This window comes from Epilithonimonas sp. 33E, assembly GCF_059372615.1.
Window position 1 is genome coordinate 95,775 of the sequence record NZ_CM182009.1, and the last position, 19,353, is coordinate 115,127.

Annotated in this window: 20 protein-coding genes; 10 read left to right on the forward strand and 10 right to left on the reverse strand. The window is 36.3% G+C overall.

Annotated elements, in window-relative coordinates; translation table 11 throughout:
- Positions 1-93: 93 nt before the first annotated feature.
- Complete coding sequence (locus tag AC5P2S_RS00455) at positions 94-684, reverse strand: hypothetical protein (protein WP_494555836.1); 591 nt, start codon at positions 682-684, stop codon at positions 94-96.
- Positions 668-1,165: an RNA polymerase sigma factor gene (locus tag AC5P2S_RS00460; RefSeq protein ID WP_283415805.1), complete on the reverse strand. Its 498-nt coding sequence runs from the start codon at positions 1,163-1,165 to the stop codon at positions 668-670. The genes AC5P2S_RS00455 and AC5P2S_RS00460 overlap by 17 nt, the downstream gene beginning before the upstream one ends.
- Positions 1,166-1,281: 116 nt before the next feature.
- Here AC5P2S_RS00460 and AC5P2S_RS00465 point away from each other — a divergent pair, with 116 nt between their 5' ends.
- On the forward strand, positions 1,282-1,983 hold the full coding sequence (locus AC5P2S_RS00465) for a pseudouridine synthase (protein WP_283415804.1): 702 nt from the start codon (positions 1,282-1,284) through the stop codon (positions 1,981-1,983).
- Between the two features lie 68 nt (positions 1,984-2,051).
- Here AC5P2S_RS00465 and AC5P2S_RS00470 read toward each other — a convergent pair whose 3' ends face one another.
- The 3 genes from AC5P2S_RS00470 to AC5P2S_RS00480 form a co-directional block, all read right to left on the reverse strand.
- On the reverse strand, positions 2,052-4,340 hold the full coding sequence (locus AC5P2S_RS00470) for a T9SS type A sorting domain-containing protein (RefSeq protein ID WP_494555837.1): 2,289 nt from the start codon (positions 4,338-4,340) through the stop codon (positions 2,052-2,054).
- A gap of 102 nt (positions 4,341-4,442) precedes the next feature.
- Positions 4,443-5,132: a helix-turn-helix transcriptional regulator gene (locus tag AC5P2S_RS00475; protein WP_494555838.1), complete on the reverse strand. Its 690-nt coding sequence runs from the start codon at positions 5,130-5,132 to the stop codon at positions 4,443-4,445.
- A 15-nt stretch (positions 5,133-5,147) separates the two neighbouring features.
- Positions 5,148-5,999 (reverse strand): tetratricopeptide repeat protein, encoded by an 852-nt coding sequence (locus tag AC5P2S_RS00480; protein ID WP_494555839.1) that lies wholly within the window; start codon positions 5,997-5,999, stop codon positions 5,148-5,150.
- 367 nt (positions 6,000-6,366) lie between these two features.
- Between AC5P2S_RS00480 and AC5P2S_RS00485 the strand changes: the two genes are divergently transcribed.
- Complete coding sequence (locus tag AC5P2S_RS00485; protein ID WP_494555840.1) at positions 6,367-7,377, forward strand: quinone-dependent dihydroorotate dehydrogenase; 1,011 nt, start codon at positions 6,367-6,369, stop codon at positions 7,375-7,377.
- 3 nt (positions 7,378-7,380) lie between these two features.
- Positions 7,381-7,605, forward strand: a complete 225-nt coding sequence (locus AC5P2S_RS00490; protein WP_494555841.1) for a putative signal transducing protein — start codon at positions 7,381-7,383, stop codon at positions 7,603-7,605.
- A 50-nt stretch (positions 7,606-7,655) separates the two neighbouring features.
- Here AC5P2S_RS00490 and AC5P2S_RS00495 read toward each other — a convergent pair whose 3' ends face one another.
- From AC5P2S_RS00495 to AC5P2S_RS00510, 4 genes are all read right to left on the reverse strand, one after another.
- The gene (locus AC5P2S_RS00495; protein WP_494555842.1) at positions 7,656-10,001 is read right to left on the reverse strand and encodes a TonB-dependent receptor domain-containing protein; all 2,346 of its coding nucleotides are present in this window, start codon (positions 9,999-10,001) and stop codon (positions 7,656-7,658) included.
- Positions 10,002-10,020: 19 nt separating this feature from the next.
- Positions 10,021-10,413, reverse strand: a complete 393-nt coding sequence (locus AC5P2S_RS00500; RefSeq protein ID WP_494555843.1) for a heavy-metal-associated domain-containing protein — start codon at positions 10,411-10,413, stop codon at positions 10,021-10,023.
- Positions 10,414-10,541: 128 nt separating this feature from the next.
- Positions 10,542-10,886 carry a hypothetical protein gene (locus AC5P2S_RS00505; protein ID WP_494555844.1) on the reverse strand — a complete coding sequence of 115 codons (345 nt, stop codon included), beginning with the start codon at positions 10,884-10,886 and terminating at the stop codon, positions 10,542-10,544.
- A gap of 217 nt (positions 10,887-11,103) precedes the next feature.
- Positions 11,104-11,991, reverse strand: a complete 888-nt coding sequence (locus AC5P2S_RS00510; protein ID WP_494555845.1) for a DUF4349 domain-containing protein — start codon at positions 11,989-11,991, stop codon at positions 11,104-11,106.
- 362 nt (positions 11,992-12,353) lie between these two features.
- On the opposite strand from AC5P2S_RS00510, the gene AC5P2S_RS00515 reads away from it, so the two are divergent.
- The 5 genes from AC5P2S_RS00515 (at position 12,354) to tsaB (ending at position 16,265) form a co-directional block, all read left to right on the forward strand.
- On the forward strand, positions 12,354-13,712 hold the full coding sequence (locus AC5P2S_RS00515) for an acyl-CoA dehydrogenase family protein (RefSeq protein WP_494555846.1): 1,359 nt from the start codon (positions 12,354-12,356) through the stop codon (positions 13,710-13,712).
- Between the two features lie 48 nt (positions 13,713-13,760).
- On the forward strand, positions 13,761-14,300 hold the full coding sequence (gene msrB / locus AC5P2S_RS00520; RefSeq protein WP_494555847.1) for a peptide-methionine (R)-S-oxide reductase MsrB: 540 nt from the start codon (positions 13,761-13,763) through the stop codon (positions 14,298-14,300).
- A gap of 70 nt (positions 14,301-14,370) precedes the next feature.
- Positions 14,371-15,120 (forward strand): SDR family NAD(P)-dependent oxidoreductase, encoded by a 750-nt coding sequence (locus AC5P2S_RS00525; RefSeq protein ID WP_283415795.1) that lies wholly within the window; start codon positions 14,371-14,373, stop codon positions 15,118-15,120.
- A gap of 5 nt (positions 15,121-15,125) precedes the next feature.
- Entirely contained in the window at positions 15,126-15,554 is a 429-nt protein-coding gene (locus AC5P2S_RS00530; RefSeq protein WP_494555848.1) for a nuclear transport factor 2 family protein, read from the forward strand.
- Positions 15,555-15,581: 27 nt separating this feature from the next.
- A complete protein-coding gene (gene tsaB / locus AC5P2S_RS00535) occupies positions 15,582-16,265 on the forward strand; it encodes a tRNA (adenosine(37)-N6)-threonylcarbamoyltransferase complex dimerization subunit type 1 TsaB (protein WP_494555849.1) in 684 nt (227 codons plus the stop codon).
- A gap of 4 nt (positions 16,266-16,269) precedes the next feature.
- Here tsaB and AC5P2S_RS00540 read toward each other — a convergent pair whose 3' ends face one another.
- Positions 16,270-17,469 carry a PQQ-dependent sugar dehydrogenase gene (locus AC5P2S_RS00540; protein WP_494555850.1) on the reverse strand — a complete coding sequence of 400 codons (1,200 nt, stop codon included), beginning with the start codon at positions 17,467-17,469 and terminating at the stop codon, positions 16,270-16,272.
- Positions 17,470-17,568: 99 nt separating this feature from the next.
- Here AC5P2S_RS00540 and AC5P2S_RS00545 point away from each other — a divergent pair, with 99 nt between their 5' ends.
- A complete protein-coding gene (locus AC5P2S_RS00545) occupies positions 17,569-17,940 on the forward strand; it encodes a BlaI/MecI/CopY family transcriptional regulator (protein WP_494555851.1) in 372 nt (123 codons plus the stop codon).
- 1 nt (position 17,941) lies between these two features.
- Positions 17,942-19,291, forward strand: a complete 1,350-nt coding sequence (locus tag AC5P2S_RS00550) for a M56 family metallopeptidase (protein ID WP_494555852.1) — start codon at positions 17,942-17,944, stop codon at positions 19,289-19,291.
- Positions 19,292-19,353 lie beyond the last annotated feature (62 nt).

A 19,353-nucleotide genomic window follows, 5' to 3' on the forward strand; every position in this document is an offset into this window, starting at 1 on the left:
CTACGGGCAGTCGCTTCCCAAAAAACTTTGCAAAGTTTTCTGGGAGAGCTCCAACAATGCCCTCCGCACTTGCGCAGCCAGCATTGTGGTTATTTATTCCTCAAAACCTTTTTCCAAAGTCTCGAGAGATTGGATAACAGCCGCAATTTTTTCTTTCTGCCTTTTGACTTGTTTCGGACGAATGAAAAACCAAGTGATCGCCATCCAAAAAAAAGTTAATCCATAAGATAAAATAACTCCCAGCATAGACATCCGTAAAGCAAATTCATAAAAATAAAAGGCTAAACCTAATCCAAGCAAAATGTAATAAATGCTGATTCCTCTCGTCTGCATATAAACTTGCTGCTTTTCCAGTTTTTTAATCGCCGACAGATATTCCTGATTGCTCGTAGAAGGATTGATTTTTCTGATAACATTGATGTTTTGAGTAAACAAATAAGCATACATTCCAATCGCGATGAGAATCAGAATGATTCCTAATCTTGTTGTGAACATTCGGAAATCAATCACGTTCCAAATGGCAATAATTCCGGCTGCCGTCGCCAGCATACAAATCAGCATTCTAATATCAGCAAGAAGCTGTTTTCTTTTATAAGTATTAGCTTTTTTGATAATAGATTGTGTGTCAGGCTTATTAGATTCTTTCTGTTTCCATAGTTCCTGAAAGTTATAATTGGTTTTCATGCTTTCTGAATTTTTCGGTTAATTTTTCTTTGATTCTGTGGATTTTGACTCGAACGTTAGTTGGAGAAATTCCGACGACTTCAGCAATTTCTGCCTGTTTCATTTCCTCGAGTTCCAGGGAAATAATGATTCTTTCCAGCTCGGGTAATTCGGAGATGCATTGGTAAAGAAAATCCGTCATTTTATCTTTTTCCAGCTTGTTGTCTTTCTCAGAATTATCCTTGATTTGATAAGGCAATTCGCTTTTGGGCATTCGTTTTTCCAGATTGATTTGCCTTAGACAAATATTCGTCGCAATTCTGTAGATCCAGGTTCCGACCGCTGCTTCCTGACGGAATTTTGGCAATTGCTGAAACACAGCGACAAATGTTTCCTGACAGAGATCTTTTGCCAATTCATCATCATTCACATAACCCATACAAAGCCGAAAAATCCGTTTCCAGTAATCGTGATAAATGTCTTCGAAGTTTAAAATCTGCATTGGCTTATTTTAGAGTTTAGAGAACATTCAATCAAAAATGTTACAATCTAAGTGAAGATAAAATCTTTTTATTGTTCTTAAAGAATTGATGATGTGAAAATCTCTACTTTTGCCCAATGTTAGACATTCTTTATCAAGACGACTACCTGATTGCTATCAACAAACCGAGCGGACTTTTGGTTCATAAGTCAAAATATGCCGGGCCGGCAGACGAGTATGCGGTAGAAAAATTGACGAACCAAATCGGAAAAAAGGTTCATCTTGTTCATCGTTTGGACCGGAAAACATCGGGCGTTTTGCTATTTGCTTTTGATAAAGAAATACTTAAATTAATCAGTGATCAATTTATGAATCGGGAAGTTGAAAAAAAATATCTGGCGATTCTGCGTGGTTGGACAAAAGAGGAAGAAACGATTGATTATGATTTGACGAATGAAAATGAAATCGTTCAAAATGCTGTAACCTACTACAAACGACTAATGATTTCCGAAATTGATTTACCATTTCTGAAACATCCAACGTCTCGTTATTCTTTGGTAGAAGCGATTCCGGAAACAGGCAGGTTTCATCAATTGAGAAAGCATTTCAAGCATATTTTGCATCCGATTTTGGGCTGCAGAAAACACGGTTGCAATAAGCAGAATAAATTGTGGTTGAATACGTTTAATGTGACTGCAATGCCTTTGCATTCGCACCAGCTTAATTTTAAACATCCCATTACCAATCAGCATATTTTCCTCAATGCGAGTTTGAATGTGAATCCCGGCTTTTTAGAAATTGGAAAAATCTTAGGTTTTAATCTTGAGGCGTATATTTAGCTTTTGAAGACCATAAAAACAAAAGCTTCTCAGGAAAGAGAAGCTTTTGTGATCATTTTTACTAACTATTACTTTTTGATGATCTTTTTGCTGACAATATTGTTATCGGAAGTTACAATTCTAAGAACATAGACACCATTTGGAAGTTTGGAAACATTCATTTCACTGCTCTTCGTTTCAAGGAGTTTTTTGCCGTCCATACTGTAAAGTGCAACAGATTTCAGGTTTTTATCATCGATCTGTAGAACATCAACGACCGGATTCGGGTAAACCAAAACTTTGGCTTTCTCTCCGGAAACTTCTCCTGTTGCCAAAATGTCAAAATCCAAGTTATAACCTAATAATCCCAAATCCGAGGAAGCAATGTAAATCAATGCATTCTTGTCCGAGAAGTCAATTGTCACAGAGCCTGTTTCTGTATATAAAAGATCTGAACGGTCTACAGTTTTCCAGTTATTTCCATGATCTACGGAATAATGAATATTAAATTGGGTATACATAGAAGAATAGGTTGCAGCAACCAGAACACCGTCATTAACATCAGAATAAGCCACTTTGAATGCCATAAAATCAGATACCTGTTTCCAGGTTAAACCTTTATCATTTGAAATAAAGACACCTTCCGAAGTCCCTAAAGCCAATTGGTTGAGATTTTTAGGGTTCTGAACAATATCAAAAATTGCAGCTTCAAAAGGGAAATTAGCGTCAATTGTAACTGCTGTCCAATCTGTTCCGCCATTCGTTGTTTTATAAATTTCTGAACCTACCAAAATGAAAAACTCGTCCGAAATATTGTTCGGATGCAGGATTTTGTAAACCGGCCCTTGTGCCGGAAGTGGGATGTTGGTCACTACAATATCATTCGGATTGTTGAAATTGATTTTGTCCAATTCGCCCTGATTCCAATTACTAAATGTTGCAAAAATCTGGTTATTAACCTGTGGATCAGGGATCACATTTGTAAGTCCGCTAGTGAAGGTTTCAAATATAGAAGAAAAATCGGCGCCGAAATTATTGCTTATCGATAAGGTAGAGCCCGTGAAACCTCCTTTGAAAGAATAAACTCTGCCTTCTTTTTTAGAATCCGGTATATAAACCGGACCATTATTATTAGTAAAAATATTAAGAGCTTGGATTTGGTAGGCATTTTCAGAATTGTCTGCCAGATTCCTGTGAACAAAACCATTCTGGACACTATAGAAAAGATGTTTCGAAGTCTCGGTTTCGTAAAGATTTACTCTTCCTGTAGAACTGAAATATGGCGTCTGAATCTGGGTTAAAGTTGTTCCGTTATCTGTGGAAAACAAAGGTTTGTAATTTGCAGTAATGAATAATTCTCCGGCTTTGAAAGGGTTGAAGCTTGCTTTAATTCCGTAGTAATAGCTGTCCAGATTGTCATAAGGATATTCTACGCTTTGCCAGGTTGCGCCACCATCTTTTGAGGAGACTATTTCGTCTTCTTCCAAAACAATGATGTGGTTGTTGTCCAGCGGGTTATATTTGATGTCGATAATATTGTTCAGAATTCCGTTGCTACCCCAGGCGATATTTTTATTCTCCCATGTTATTCCACCATCAGTAGAATGATGAAGATTTTCCGGGCATACACCAAAACTAATGTCTGTTCCCGCATAGATTTCATTAGGATCATTCGGGTTGAATTCCAGCGTGCTGAGAACGCTTCCTTCAAGCTTTGTTGTGAAAGAATCGCCGCCGTCACTGGAGATCATCAATCCACCATAGACACCCTGACTTCCATTTCCGTTAGCAATGTAGATTTTATTTTTGTCTGCAGGACCAAAAGCCACATAGCTTGTGATAATATTGTTGTGATCCATAGAATAGTAGATTTCCTTCCAGTTTTGTCCGCCGTCATTGGTTGTATAAACACGGTTGGCTGTTCCAAATCCAACAGGAAACTGTGAGCTCACAATCAGATTGTCTTTATCATCGCCGAAGAAATTGTAGGCTGAAACATACGCACCTTCGGAAAAATTCGGCATAGAGAAGGTTTTTGTGATCGCTTTGGTAGCAATATCGAAAATATGAACCTCACCGATTCCGCCCTTCAAAGTTGAGAAAGATAAAAACGATCCGTCTTTGCTGATGTTCAGTTTGGTGATATTTCCAATTTCCGTTGGAACTGAATAAAACACATCCCAAGAAACACCATTGTTGTGTGAAACCAAAATGTGGTTGGTAATTGTAGTGGCATAGATGGTATTTTGTTCCTTCGTGCTATAAGTAACTTCAAATATTCTCCCAAATTCATTTTTGCCCAAAACCTGCATCTGAGCATCAACTTTATTGGTAAAAAGCGCCAATAAAAATCCCGCTAAAAGAGTAAATTTTTTCATATATCCAATTTTATCTAACAAATGTTATGATAAATGTTAGTAAAGCAAAAAAATTAAAAAGAAATAGTAGGACGCTGTCTCAGAAATAAAGTGACATTTTTGCTAAATACTTGTAATATAGTTGTATAGGTCTAAGTTTTCATCGTGTCCCATTTTCTTGATGATGCGCTCTTTTCTCTTACGGCAAGCCTCCGGAGTGATGTTAAAAATGGTAGAAATCTCTTTGATGGAAAGATTCATAAATACATAAGAGAGAAATCGGATATCGTTTGAATTGAGATCGGGATGAAGTTGCTTCAATTTGGAAAGAAAACCTTGGTTGACTTCTTCGAAATGAACCAGAAAGCTCTCTTCTTCATGGGTTTGTTTTTGCAAAATTTTGAATTGCTTGATGATATTATTGATGTCCACATTCTGCAAATCATCAGATTCACGGGATAGCGTTCTGATAAGGTCGTCTATCAGTTCTATTTTTGTAGAGAGTTGTAAAGCTTTGGTTGTCAGTTTTCTATTTTTGGCTTCCAGTTCATTTTTGAACTTCTCCTGTTCCAAAAGTGCAAGAACTTCTTTTTCTTTTAACTGATTTTCAAGAATTTCTTTATTCTTTTTCTCTTTCTCGAGTTCCAGTCTGGCGATTTCCGCATTATTCTGCTCGATTATCTTTTGTTGTTTGTTTTTGACAATGCTATTTCTCAAAGCCCAGAAAATAATTAAAACTACAAAAATGGCGAGCAAAAAACCTTTGATAAAAAAAGAACGTTGAGATGTCAGTTTTCCTTGACTTTCCGCCAAATCTTTCTGAGAATTCTAAAGCTCAAATTTGATTTTACTGTTTTCGAAAAGTTGTCCGTTTTTGATCCTGTTGACCGAATCTTTTACAACCATTATCGAATCTTTGTAAGAAACAGCCCGATCTATATCATTGGCTTTTTTGTAAAGTTTGCTGAATCTCTCGAAAAGATTTTCTTTGAAATCATAATTCAGATTGTTTTTCTCGGCCAGTTGCAAAAAATGAAATGCCTTTTGGAGATCATTTCTTTGTTCGGCAATCATTGAAAGATTATAGAAAACCTGTGTTTTATGCTCAGCATATTCTACGCCATTCAGCTTCGGAAGCAGTTCATTAGCCAGTTTTTCAGCTTCATCATATTGTTTGAGGTTAACAAGCGTTTCCATATCAGTAGACTTTGCCAGCAGATAATATGGTGAATCCGCAGTTAACTTCAGCGCTTCATCAATGTATTTTTTTGCTGTTTTGTGATCGCCTTTTTCGTTGTAAACAATCGTCAGGTTTATTGCATATAACCCCTTGGAAGTGTTATTGTTAACTTTTCCTGCGAGTTCATAAGCTTTTGAAAAATAATCTTTGGCTTTATCGATTTTGTTATCCCGGGAATAGAGAATCGCAATGTTATTGAGAACTGTCATTTCCGATTTTTCATCCAGATGGGCGACAGCAATTTTGTAAGCATCCAGATAATTATTAAGTGCTTCGCCATAATCCAGCATCATATAATAATTGGCACCAATATTATTCGTAGATAAGAATTCTTCGCGATACCAATGGTTGTCCTGAGCAATTTTCCGAGTTTTGGTCAGGATTTGCAGAGATTTTGTAAAATCCTTTTTATTCATTGCTTCTACACCTTTAATAATCATTTTTTCGCAATCTTTTGGTGTCATTGCAAAAGTCCTGAAAGGCAGAAAAAAGAGGAAAAATATATAAATTAAACTTCTGTAAAAAGCAGTTGAAATCATTTAAAGCTTGAGATAAAATCCAAGTAAAGATATAGATTTTGGATCATTTTTTCTGAATTCTTAGAATATCAAACACAAAGGCAAAAAATCTATTTCACTATAATTGTTTTGGGGCACGAAGAAAATTGAAGATTTTAAATGCATAGTGCCTTATAAACACAAGATATTTAAGATTAAACTTTGTGCCTTTGTGTTTAACTCTCATTTAACTGATTTTTTATAAAGCCATTTTCCTCACAAAAACGTAAATTTGTAAAACTTTTCTCCGATGTACAAAAGCCTCATTCGCCCGCTTCTTTTCAAATTCGACCCCGAAGAAGTTCATCATTTTACATTTTCTTTTCTTAAGAATTTCGGATTCCTTGCCAAATTATTTCTACCAAAACCAATTGAAGATCGACGTCTTGAACGTGAAGTTTTTGGATTGAAATTCAAAAATCCCGTTGGATTAGCCGCGGGTTTTGATAAAGATGCAAAATTGTTTAACGAATTGTCTGACTTAGGATTCGGGTTCATAGAAATTGGAACTTTGACCCCAAAATCGCAGGCTGGAAATGATAAAAAAAGATTATTCAGGTTAAGGGAGGATTCTGCAATTATCAACAGAATGGGCTTCAATAATGGTGGTGTTGACGAAGCAATCGAAAGATTAAAGAAAAATAAAAATGTTCTGATAGGCGGAAATATTGGAAAAAATAAAGTCACACCGAACGAAGAAGCCGTGAATGATTACAAGATCTGTTTCGAGAAATTATTTCCTTACGTGGATTATTTCGTCGTGAATGTCAGCTCGCCAAACACACCAAATCTCCGTGAACTTCAGGATAAAAAACCGTTGATGGAATTGCTGTCAACGCTGCAAAGCCTCAATCTTGAAAAGCCAAAACAAAAGCCAATTCTCTTGAAAATCGCGCCAGATTTGACAGATGAACAGCTTTTGGATATTATTGATATCGTGAAAGAAACACAGATTGCTGGTGTAATTGCAACCAATACGACTTTGTCGCGAGACAATTTAATTTCAGAAAATAAATCCGAAATGGGCGGATTATCCGGAAAACCCTTGACAAAACGTTCAACAGAAGTCATTAGATTTTTATCCGAAAAAAGTGGAAAAGCTTTTCCGATTATCGGTGTTGGCGGAATTCATACAGCGCATGATGCTTTGGAAAAACTGAAAGCTGGCGCAAGTCTTGTTCAGCTTTACACAGGATTCATCTACGAAGGTCCGGAATTGATCAATCAAATCAATCGGGAAATTCTTCGACAAAAAATTTAGATTATGGAATTAATTACACTCAAGATTATCAATACAGAAATTGAAGCGGAAATGCTAAGAATTTTCTTAGAAACGAATGAAATCGAAGCATTTGTTTTCGGAAATGTCCTGGCAAATACTTATAATCTTTTTAATACAACAAGTGGTGGCGTTCAATTAAAGGTCTCGGAAAATGACTTTGGAAAAGCTAATCAATTGATGAATGAATTTTATAATACAGATAATTAAAACCCTTTCAGAGTTCAAAACTCTGAAAGGGTGATTAAAAATCGTCTGATCTAAAACTTAAAATCTACACCCACATAGAAATTCTGTTTCATAATCGGCGCATAAACCATTCCGCCATCAAAGTAATTTCCAAACGGATTGGCTGCATCCAGAATCGCCACTTTTTGCTGATAACCGGTCAGATTCTCTCCACCCAAATAAACTCGGATTTTCTCTGAAAAATTTCTGGAAATCTGAGCATTCAAAGTAGAATAACTTGGCGAATAATCTCCAATCTGGAATTCTGCCGGATTCGATCTGGTGTTCGGAAGTCTTTGTTTTCCAACTAAATTTAAAGTCGTGTCGAAACTCCAAAATCTGCCTTTTTCAGTTTTATTAGTTGAATAAGCCAAGTTCGCAAATCCACGATGTTTAGCCATAAACGGTACTTTTTTCAGTCCGCTCAAGTAATCCAAAGCGACATCGTAATATTTGTAAGCCACTCTGAACTCCAGATTTTTCACAGGCTGAAAATCCCATTGTGTCTGGAAACTGTTGGCAAAAGATTTTCCCTCAAGATTATAAAACAAAATTTTCTGTGCAGATTCATCCAAATCTGTCACAACCTGATTTTGGAAATCAGTTCTGAAAAAATCAGCCAAAACGGTCAACTTTCTTCCAAACAATTTGAATTCCTGTTGAAGACTCACACCATAATTCCAAGCAATTTCTGGCTTTAAACTGTAGATTTCACCACCATTATTGATGATTTGAATTTGACGATTCGATGCAAAATAAGACTGGCTTTCTGCAAAGATATTCGCAGTTCGGAAACCTCTTCCCGCCGAAATTCTGAAAATCGTTTTCGGTGTCAAATCATATTTGAAATTCATTCTAGGCGTAAACTGCGTTCCCGCAAGATTATGAAAATCAACACGAGCACCTGTTACCAAAGTGAATTTTTCGCCTGTCAAAGTATATTCTGCAAACAATCCGGGAACGGTTTCCGTTCTTTTGTAATTGTCCAAAAGATAATCTTCATCGTATTTGTCATAAAGAAAACTTGCACCAACTTTATACTTGTTGTTCGTATTTCCGATGATGCTTTCGAAAATCAAATTAGAGTAATAAGAAGTCTCTTTTCCGAAATAATTTCTCAATCCGAAAAAGCTATCTTGCTGATGATAAGTCAATTGATTCATCCAACCCAAGCTTTGGTAAGGTTTCCCTTTGAAAACATAACCAGTTTTATTCCAAACCTGAAATCTTGAAATATCAATCCCAACACCATAAAGCGATTGGTCCTTCTGCGGAATCCTTTTATTAAATCCTATTTGTCCTGCTGTTCTTTCGTCTTTCAGATAATTAATCCCGAAATGCGACGCAAAACCTGAGTTTTCCAAATCATTGTAATTCAGTAAATAAGCTACATTGAGCTGACTGCCTTTTGGTCTGTCAAGAAAACCGTCATCATTCATATCCGTATCGCCAAACGTTCCGTTGCCATGCAACAAAACACTCTGAGTCCATTTTTCTGAAATTGGAGAGGTACTCGTTACATTGGCTTCCACACGACCGTTGTTATCAGAAAACAAATTGATTTCCGTTTCAGCTTTTTTAGCATCATCTTTCGTTTTCAAAAGTTCCGTATTGATTTGTCCCGTGATACTTTCGTAACCATTTACAACCGTACTTCCGCCTTTTGTTAACTGGATTCCGCCAATCCATTTTCCAGGAATGAAATTCAGTCCATAAGGCGAAGCCAATCCACGGATTTCTGGCAATTGTTCTTTGGTCAGAAGCGTATATTTCTGGTCAAGTCCAAGCATTTTCAATTGCTTAGTTCCTGTAACCGCATTGCTGAATGAAACATCCACAGTCGCATTGGTTTCAAAACTTTCGGAAAGGTTGCAGCAAGCGGCTTTCAACAATTCTTTGGAACTGATATTGAAAATCAATCCCGCTTCTTTTTTGCTGATAGCAGTCGCTTCTTTTTCCCTCGTCAGTTTTACACCTTCAATCTGGTTCGTTTTCGCATCAGAATCTGAGTGATGTTCAAGTGTGTCATTCGGTTTTTCAAAATCAGAACCTCTCGTGTAGAGACAACAAGCAGGCAAATTTTTATAAGCTTCTTCAGGTGCTTTGAATTTCTCATTATCGTGACCAACTTCAGCGATTTGTTTCAGGATATCATCACATTTAACTTTCGATTCGTCAAGTGTCATTGTCAATGTCTGATTACTGGCTGTCCAGTTGGCGGTTGTTGCGCCGGCTTTCAAGGCTGCTTTTTCTATTCTTGCTTTACATTGTCCGCAATTTCCTTTTACCAAAAATTGTTCTGTAACGGTTTGTGCAAAAGACAATACGGAACAAACGAGCAGCACAGAAAACATAAGTTTTCTACTTAAATAATTCATCGTTAAAAATTTAAATTAATTACTTAAGCTCGCAGACTTGTTTTGTATCGGCATTTTTCGCCATTTTTTTGCTGTTGTCGGGACGGTCGTATTGGCAGCAAGCGTCTAAATCGTCATAGACTTTGTCAGAAGCACGGAACATTTCGTTGTCGTGACCAACTTCAGCAACACTTTTCAGGATTGCTTTTTTGTTGGTTTTGGAAGAGTCATAACTTACTGTCAAGACTTTTTTGCTCATACTCCAGTCGGCTGATTTTACATTGTTATCAGCTTTAACAGCCGTTTCGATGCGTTCTTTGCACATTCCGCAGTTGCCTTCTACTTTGGCTTTGAAAGATTTGGTTTGAGCAGAAAAATTGGAGAATAAAAATATGGAAAGGAATAAAATTCCTGATTTTATGATTGTATTCATTTTGATTAATTTTAATTGTTTTGTAATAAAGACTCTTCGACTTCGATCAGAGTGACATTTCTAATACTAACTGTTTATTCTTCAAACTTGTCAGGCTGAGCCTGTCGAAGCCATTTAAATAAAAAAAATTAACCAAGTTTAGGCGGTTGCCAAATATTGAAAGTTCGCGCAAGTGGCGATTGTGAGTTGTAAGAAAATTGATTGTTGATTGTGAAAAACGGTGTTTTCAGTTTGTTGTCTAAATTATTCAAAACAACAGAAAAAACAAATCCCGAACTGCAGGTTTTGCAAGTGGTGCAATTGTCTTTGCAGTCTTTTTCTTTTTTGGAATCGTGATGACAAGAATCTGATTTTTTCTCATCCTTTTTGCAACAGTCAGAAGTGTCTTTCTGAGCTTCGCAACAAGAAATCTGAGCAACTTGAGCATTAAAGTTCTGCTTCGGAAATACAAAAATTCCCAAACAGAAAATCATTAATATCAATTGAAACTTTCTCAACATCGTTTTGCAAAATTATGAAATGTAAAATAAATGAACCACAAAAGGCACAAAGATTTTCACAAAGCACACAATTATCATTTGACGAAGTCAAATCTTTGTGACCTTAAAAATATTCGAATATCAAAAAAAACCTTGTGACCTTTGTCTTAAAAAATTAGTAAATCTTTTGTGTCTTTTGTGGTTCAAAAAACTATTTCTCAGTTTTCACAAGCGCTTTTTTTCTTCTCAAAAAGTAAAATACCAATCCGCCAATTAAAACAATCGGCCAGATAGAAATCACAAAAACAAATAATTGCTGAATTAAATAAAATCCTTCCACGAAAGCATTTTTCACATCGTACAAGAAATTGTATTTGTATTCATTATCAATATTTTTGGTATTGATGATAGGGATTTTCGCAACACTCGTTTTTGGTTCTTTGATGAAAATATCAACAGTGGAAAATTTTAGATTATCTGCAAGAATTTCGTCAGAATATTTCTGCATATTGGCTTCGGACATATTGTTGTCGTCCAGTTTGACTTTGTCTTTTCCGGCTTTCAATTGAGAAATATTGGATTGAGTTTTAGCTTGTCTTTCAGATTCCAATTTCGCTAAACGGATTCCCGCAGAAACATCTTCCGCAGAGATAATTCTGGAATTAAGAAACACTTTTTTGTCATTAATGAAATCCAAAAATTCGCCTAATTTCTGAGTAGGAACTCTAACTTGCATCCTGTTCTGATTCTGGAATTTCCGAATAAGTATCGCCGATTCATCCGATGTATTGTAAGTATCTTCTGACAAAGTCTGCGTCTCCATTCTGCTCTTGGTTACAAATCCTCCGATTATCTGCAACTGCTTCTCAATCGAAATTGTCGCATCATAAACATCCTTCACTTCCATATCCACTTCTGCGGTTCTCACAAATTGCCGGTCCTTTACATTTTGCGTGGCAGCCATAGAAATACTGTCGGAAACTGATGCGCTGTCAATTGCATAATCTGCCGATGCATAAGCAGATTCAACTCTTTCTGACTTTTTACAGGCGAACAAAGTCAAAGCAAGTAAACAGATTGATAAGATTTTAGTTTTCATAATACATTATTTTGAGTTAATATTTTTTATATCGGGCAGCTATTTCCGCGCTCCGTTCCCGCTATTTTTGTCCAAGCTTTTGCCAAGCAAAAAGTGAGCTCCACTCAGCTCGGGCTGCAATCGTATGACGTTCCAAAAGATTGGTTAAGAGTTTCTTTTGTTTCTGTCTGACTCAAAATTGATAATTAAGATAAAAGCTATTTTGCAAATCAATCCGAAACACTTTGTAAACCTAACTTAAGTTTTAAATTGTTGATTTTTAGTATTTTGTAAAACTAATTTTCAGAAAAAAGTTAGATCATCAGCTATTTGTAAAAGATTTTTAGGAATATTAATTGCATTCTACAAGAAAACAGGAATCAATGAACACCACTATTTCCAAAATCAAAGGAATTTTCAATCTTCTGAAACATATCGATATAGATCAGATTTCCAAAATCTCGCAAAAAGTTGACCTTCCAAAATTAATGGACCAATTCTCAAAATTAGATGAGAATCAAATCAAAGGCTTGACAAAAATGCTGGATTCTTCCGGAAAGAAAAAAGAATTACCTCCAATCAATGGCGATTTTTATGAACTGCATATGAAACTTACGGATGAACAAAGAGCAATTCAGTTACAGGTTCGTGAGTTTATGGAAAAAGAAGCAAAACCTCTGGTCAACAGATATTGGCTGACAGACGATTTCCCACACGAACTGATTCCCAAATTCAAAAAGCTGAATCTTTGCGGTGTCACCTACGAAGGTTACGGCTGCCCGAATTTACCATTCCTGATGGAAGGTGTCATTGCGATGGAAATTGCCAGAGTGGATGCGTCGTTGGCAACATTTTTCGGCGTTCAGTCCGGATTGTCAATGGGCTCGATTTATATGTGCGGTTCCGAGGAGCAAAAACAAAAATATCTCCCGGGAATGCAGCAATTCGATTTGATCGGCGCATTTGGATTGACAGAACCGGAAGTTGGTTCCGGCGCTGCTGGCGGATTGACGACAACATGCAAAAAAGTTGAAGGCGGCTGGGTTCTGAATGGGCAGAAAAAATGGATTGGAAATGCCACTTTTGCAGATGTGATTATCATTTGGGCAAGAAATTTAGATGATAATCAGGTCAAAGGTTTCATTGTTGAAAAAGATACTGTAGGATTTGAAGTTGAAAAAATCAAAGGAAAAATGGCACTTAGAATTGTGCAAAACGGACTCATCACAATGAAAGATTGTTTCGTTGCCGATTCTCAGAAAATGGAACACGCCAACAGTTTCAAAGACACTGCAAAAGTCCTTCAAATGACAAGAGCCGGTGTAGCGTGGATGGCGACAGGCTGCGCTAGAGGCGCTTACGAAAGTGCTTTGGATTACACCAGAAAACGGAAACAATTCGGAAAACCGATTGCTTCGTTTCAATTAGTTCAGGGACATTTGGTAGAAATGTTATCCAATTTAACTGCCATGCAAACCTTGGTTTTCAGATTGTCAGAGATGCAGGATGCCGGTATTTTGAAAGACGAACACGCATCTTTGGCCAAAGTTTTTTGTAGTTTGAGAACTCGTGATGTGGTGGCGCAGGCAAGAGAAGTAATGGGCGGAAACGGAATCTTATTGGAGCACGATGTTGCCAGATTCGTTGCCGATGCGGAGGCGATTTATTCCTACGAAGGAACGAAAGAAATCAACTCGTTGATCGTCGGTCGTTCGATTACGGGAATGAGTGCCTTTGTTTAACTATCTTATGATAATGGAATCCAACATTGGATTTAGTAAATTTATAAAATGAAAAATGTAATTTTTTTAATATTTATCAGCTTATTTTTGCAGCAATGTGCGCATAAAAAAGTGGATTTAACCAAACCTCAACAATCAACAACAATGGAAGATAACACACACGCCAACAATCCTTACTATTCAAGAACAGACAAAACAAAATTAAATGTTTCCAACGAAGAGTGGAAAAAAATCCTTTCACCAGAAGTTTATGCCATTGCTCGTGAAGCTAATACGGAATATCCGTTCACAGGAAAGTATAACGATTTTGATGAAGTCGGCGAATATTATTGTGCGGTTTGCGGCAACCATTTATTCCGTTCAAGCTCCAAATTTGCGAGCACTTGTGGCTGGCCGAGCTTCTTTGAAGCAGACAAAGACGGTGTGACTTACAAAAGGGATTCATCCCACGGAATGGAACGTATCGAAGTGCTTTGCAAACGCTGCGATTCTCACTTGGGACACGTTTTCAATGACGGACCGCCGCCGACCGGAACCAGATATTGTATGAATTCCGTTAGCCTGGATTTTCAGCGAGATAAGAAATAAATCAATCCCGAATAATTCGGGATTTTTCTTTGATATAACTTAAATTTGTAAGATTAAATCTAATTATAAGTTGAAAACAATATTCATTACCGGAGCCACTTCCGGAATTGGGAAAGCGACAGCTGTTTTATTAGCACAACATAAAAACAGATTGATTATATGCGGCAGAAATCAAATCATTCTCGAAGAACTTAAAACTGAATTATCCCAACAAACCGAAATTTTTAGTTTAAACTTCGATGTTCGTAATTCGGATGAGGTTTTTTCTGCCATTAATTCACTTCCGGAAGATTGGAAAAACATTGATGTTTTAATCAACAATGCAGGAAATGCTCACGGACTCGACCCGATTTCCGATGGAAACATAGACGATTGGAATGCAATGTTGGACGGGAATATAAAAGGTTTATTATATGTTTCTCAGCCGATTATCAAACTGATGAAAAATAGAGGAAATGGGCAAATTATTAATATCAGTTCGGTAGCGGCGAGACAAACTTATGCTAATGGCGTTGTTTATTGTGCTTCCAAAAAAGCGGTCGATGTCATCTCTGAAGGAATGAGAATTGAGTTGACGGAATTCGGAATTCGCGTGACAAATATTCAGCCAGGTGCTGTGGAAACTGATTTCTCGAAAGTAAGATTCAAAGGAGATGATGAAAGAGCAGCGACAGTTTATGCAGGATATGAACCGTTGCTTCCGGAAGATATTGCAGATACGATTGCTTATTGCATCAATGTTCCGGAGAGAGTTTCTATTGCAGAGATTGCGATTTATCCAAAAGCGCAAGCTGAGCCGAGAACGATTTATAGAAATTAATTGTTATGATAATTAGAATTCTTTTATTGTTCTTTTGTTTCACTTTTGTTTTTGGAATTTCTCAAAATAAAAAAGAGAAAACATTATTAAGCCAGGTTTCAAAATTGGATTCAATGATGCAGAATAATGATTCTAAGGTTTTGGATTTATTTTCTGATGATGTTTCCTTTGGACATTCTAACGGCTGGATTCAGAATAAAGAAGATTTCAAAACAGATTTCGAATCCGGAAAAGTAAAATATCAGTCGGTTAAACAAACCGACTTGAAAGAATTCAAAATCAAAAATAAGTTCGCAAACATTCGTAGAATCATTGCTGTCAAAGGACTTTACAAAAATGAAATATTCGAAATGAAATTGTCTGTCCTCGAATTCTGGGTTCGACAAAAAGGGATTTGGAAATTGTGGAGCCGGCAAAGTGTGAGTCTGAAATAATTCTTCCTTAATCCTTACATTTGCAATATGAAAATCCTTCACATAGAAACCTCGTCCAAAAACTGTTCTGTTGCCATTTCTGATGGTGAAAATCTGCTTTGCCTTTGCGAGGAAGTTTCCGATAATTATAAACAATCCGAAAGTCTTCACAGCTTTGTTGAGTGGGCTTTGGAAGGCGCAGAAATTTCTTTGAAAGATTTGGATGCTATTTCTTTGGGAAAAGGTCCTGGTTCTTATACAGGTCTTAGAATTGGAGCGGCTTCTGCGAAAGGATTTTGTTATGGACTTAAACTGCCGCTGATTGCCGTTAATTCTTTGGATTCTATGGTTGAAGAATTTGTTAATCAAGGGTTTGAATTGATTATTCCTTTGATTGATGCCAGAAGAATGGAGGTTTACACCGCAATTTTTGATGGAAAATCCGGCGAAATGATTTCTGAAACCGAAGCTAAGATTCTCGATGAAACTTCTTTTTCAGAATTATCAAACAAAAAAATTCTCTTCATTGGTGATGGCGCCAAGAAAGCACAAGAAATTTTCAATCTTCCGAATGCAAAATTTAAGTTTGATATTTATCCATCAGCAAAAGGATTGATTAAAAAATCTGTTGAGAAATTTGATCAAAAGGACTTTGAAAATGTCGCTTATTTTGAACCTTTTTACCTGAAAGATTTTCAGGGAGTTAAAAAGGCTGACAGAGTTAAGAAGTAATAATTTATTTCTTAGAAATCCGATACAATTTACCGCTGTCGGTAATTGCATACAGATTTCCGTCTTTTCCGTCAAAAACATCACGGAATCTCTCGTGCAGATCTTCTAGGAGTCGTTCTTCACCAACAACTTTGTTGTTTTCGAGAATGATTCTGTTGATTTTTTCTCCGCTTAGACAAGCGATAAAAAGATTGTTTTTCCATTCCTGGATATTTCCGGTATAAAAAGTGATTCCGCTTGGTGAGATTACTGGATCCCAATAATAGACCGGTTGTTCCAGACCTTCTTTTTTCGTCAATCCATTATTGATTTTTTCCCCGGAATATTCGATTCCATAAGTTATCGTTGCCCAACCGTAGTTTTTTCCGGCTTTGATGAGGTTGATTTCGTCGCCACCTCTTGGTCCCATTTCTGTTTCCCAAAGTTCTCCGGTTTCCGGATGAATCGCAATTCCCTGCGGATTTCTATGGCCATACGAATAGATCTCAGGCTGCGCTTTAGAATTGCCTATGAAAGGATTCCCTGCTGCCGGTTTTCCATTTTTATCAATTTTAATAATTTTTCCTAAATAAGCTTTTAAATCCTGAGCCAACGGACGCGTTTCCAGATCTGATCTTTCACCAGTGCTTACAAAAAGATTCCCGGATTTGTCAAATGCCAATCGGCTGCCGTAGTGTAACCGTCCGTCATAAGATGGCGTTGCCCGGAATATTACTATTGGATTTACAATTTTATTTCCTGATAATAATCCTTTCCCGACAGACGTTAGATTCCCTTTTTCATAAGGTTCTGAAAATGTCCAGTAGATAGTTTGATTATTTTCAAAATCAGGATCGATCACAATATCAAGTAGTCCTCCTTGTCCGCGACTATCTACTTTCGGAAGTCCGGTTATTTTTGTCACGGATTTACCGTCCGGTGAAACAAGATTAATGAAACCTGTTTTCTCTGTAACCAAGAAGTTATGATTTGGCAACTGTACAATTCCCCAAGGCTTTCCGAGGCTTTTGTTAATCACGTCTACGTTATACTCTGTCTGTGTTTTGTAACCCATTACTCTTGTTTGACCAACAAATGCAGGTTTGTAATCCGAGTTTGGTTTTTCCTTTTCAACAGGCGGAAGATTTTTGATTGATTCTTTTTCCTGACAGGAAACTAAAACGGTTGAAAAACAAAATGCTGACAGAATAATGGATCTTAACATAACAGAAATTTTCTCTAACGAATGGAAAAATAATGCCAGTAAAATTTGTTAGTTTGAATTTTAATTCTACATTTGTAGAATTAATTTTATATTTGTAGAATGAAAGAACAAAAATTAACCGATGCAGAAATTGTTTTAATGGAGATTCTTTGGAAGAAAGAAAGGATGTTTATGAAAGATATTCTTGAAGAATATGCGGAACCAAAACCAGCTGCAACTACTATTGCAACACTTCTAAAAAGAATGCAGAACAAAGATTTGATAGGCTACAAAACTTATGGAAACTCAAGAGAATATTTTCCAAAAGTGAAAAAAGAAGATTATTTCCAGGAAGAAATGTCTTCTATGATTGACCGTTTTTTTAATAATTCTGTGAGCCAGTTTGCATCATTTTTCACTTCGAATGCAAAATTGTCTCAGAAGCAATTGAAAGAACTTCGGGACATTATTGACAAAGAAATAACAGACTAAAATGTTAACCATTATTTTCAAAATAATCCTTTGTTCATCATTATTGATCGGGATTTATTATTTGGTTTTGCAAAAAGAAAAGATGTTCCGGTTCAACAGGTTTTATCTTTTGTTGGCTTTGGTTTTTTCTTATGTAATTCCGTTTGTAAAAATCAATCTTCCTGCGGTTTCTCAACAGAAGAAAGAATTGATTTTTGACGAAATCCAAACACAACAATTGATTCAGACTACAACTCAAGCAACTGATTTTAATTGGATGAATTTGATTGTTTCAATTTGTATTTTGATATCAATTGGTTTGATTATCAGAACTGTAATTTCAATTAGAAAAATTATTACTCTGAAAGGACAAGAGATTAATTATCAAAATCAAAAAGTAAAATTAGTTGAGAAAAATTTGCCTCCGTTCAGTTTCTGGAACAAAATCTATCTGAACAAAAGTTACTTCGAAAAAGGGCAAATCGATAACCGAATTTTTCAACACGAGAAAACACATATTGTTCAGAAACATTCTTGGGATATTCTGTTTTTACAACTGTTGAAAATTATTTCCTGGTTCAATCCAACCTTATATTTTTATAAAAAAGCAATGACAGATAACCACGAGTTTTTGGCTGATGAAAGTATTATTCAACAAAAAAATAATGTGAAAGATTATCAAACATTGATTCTTTCAGAAATTCTCCAAACCCAGAATCTGAACCTGACACACCAATTCAATTACAATAACACCAAAAAACGATTTGTTATGATGACCACAAAAAAGTCAAAATTCGAAAAAACAAAAAAACTGTTTGCTGTCTCTGCTTTTGCCGGATTAAGTATTATGTTTATACAGAAAGTTTATGCTTCGGAAGCTAAGCTTGAAGTCAAATCTAACATTCCTGAAATTACTACAAATAATTTTGTAAAGCTTGACACAATTCCGAGTAAAAAAGCGACTCAAGCCAATATAAAAATCAAAGGAAAGAAAAATATTCCGCCTCCACCACCTCCAACAGAGATGAAGGAAAATGAATTGCCGATTCCGCCACCGCCACCTCCAGCAAGAAATTTAGCTCCTGCGGAATTCCCCGAAGGATTGACTGCATTGAGAACGAATTTTATGAATGCCTTTGATTCATCATCTTTAAGTGGAAAAGGAACCCTGAAAAGCAACTTGTATATTTCCATCAATGAAAATGGAAAAACGACTAATATAAAAGCAGACGGACCCAATTCAAATTTTAATAATGAAGCGATTAAAGCTCTCAAAGCTGTTACTCAAGATAAAGTGTGGAAACCAGCAACAGAAGACGGAAAATCCGCTGCAACTGTTTTTCAATTGCCGATAACCATGAAATTTGAATAATAATTAATTCGAACCGTGTTGAAGTTTAAAACTTTGACACGGTTTTTGGTTTGTAGAAAACC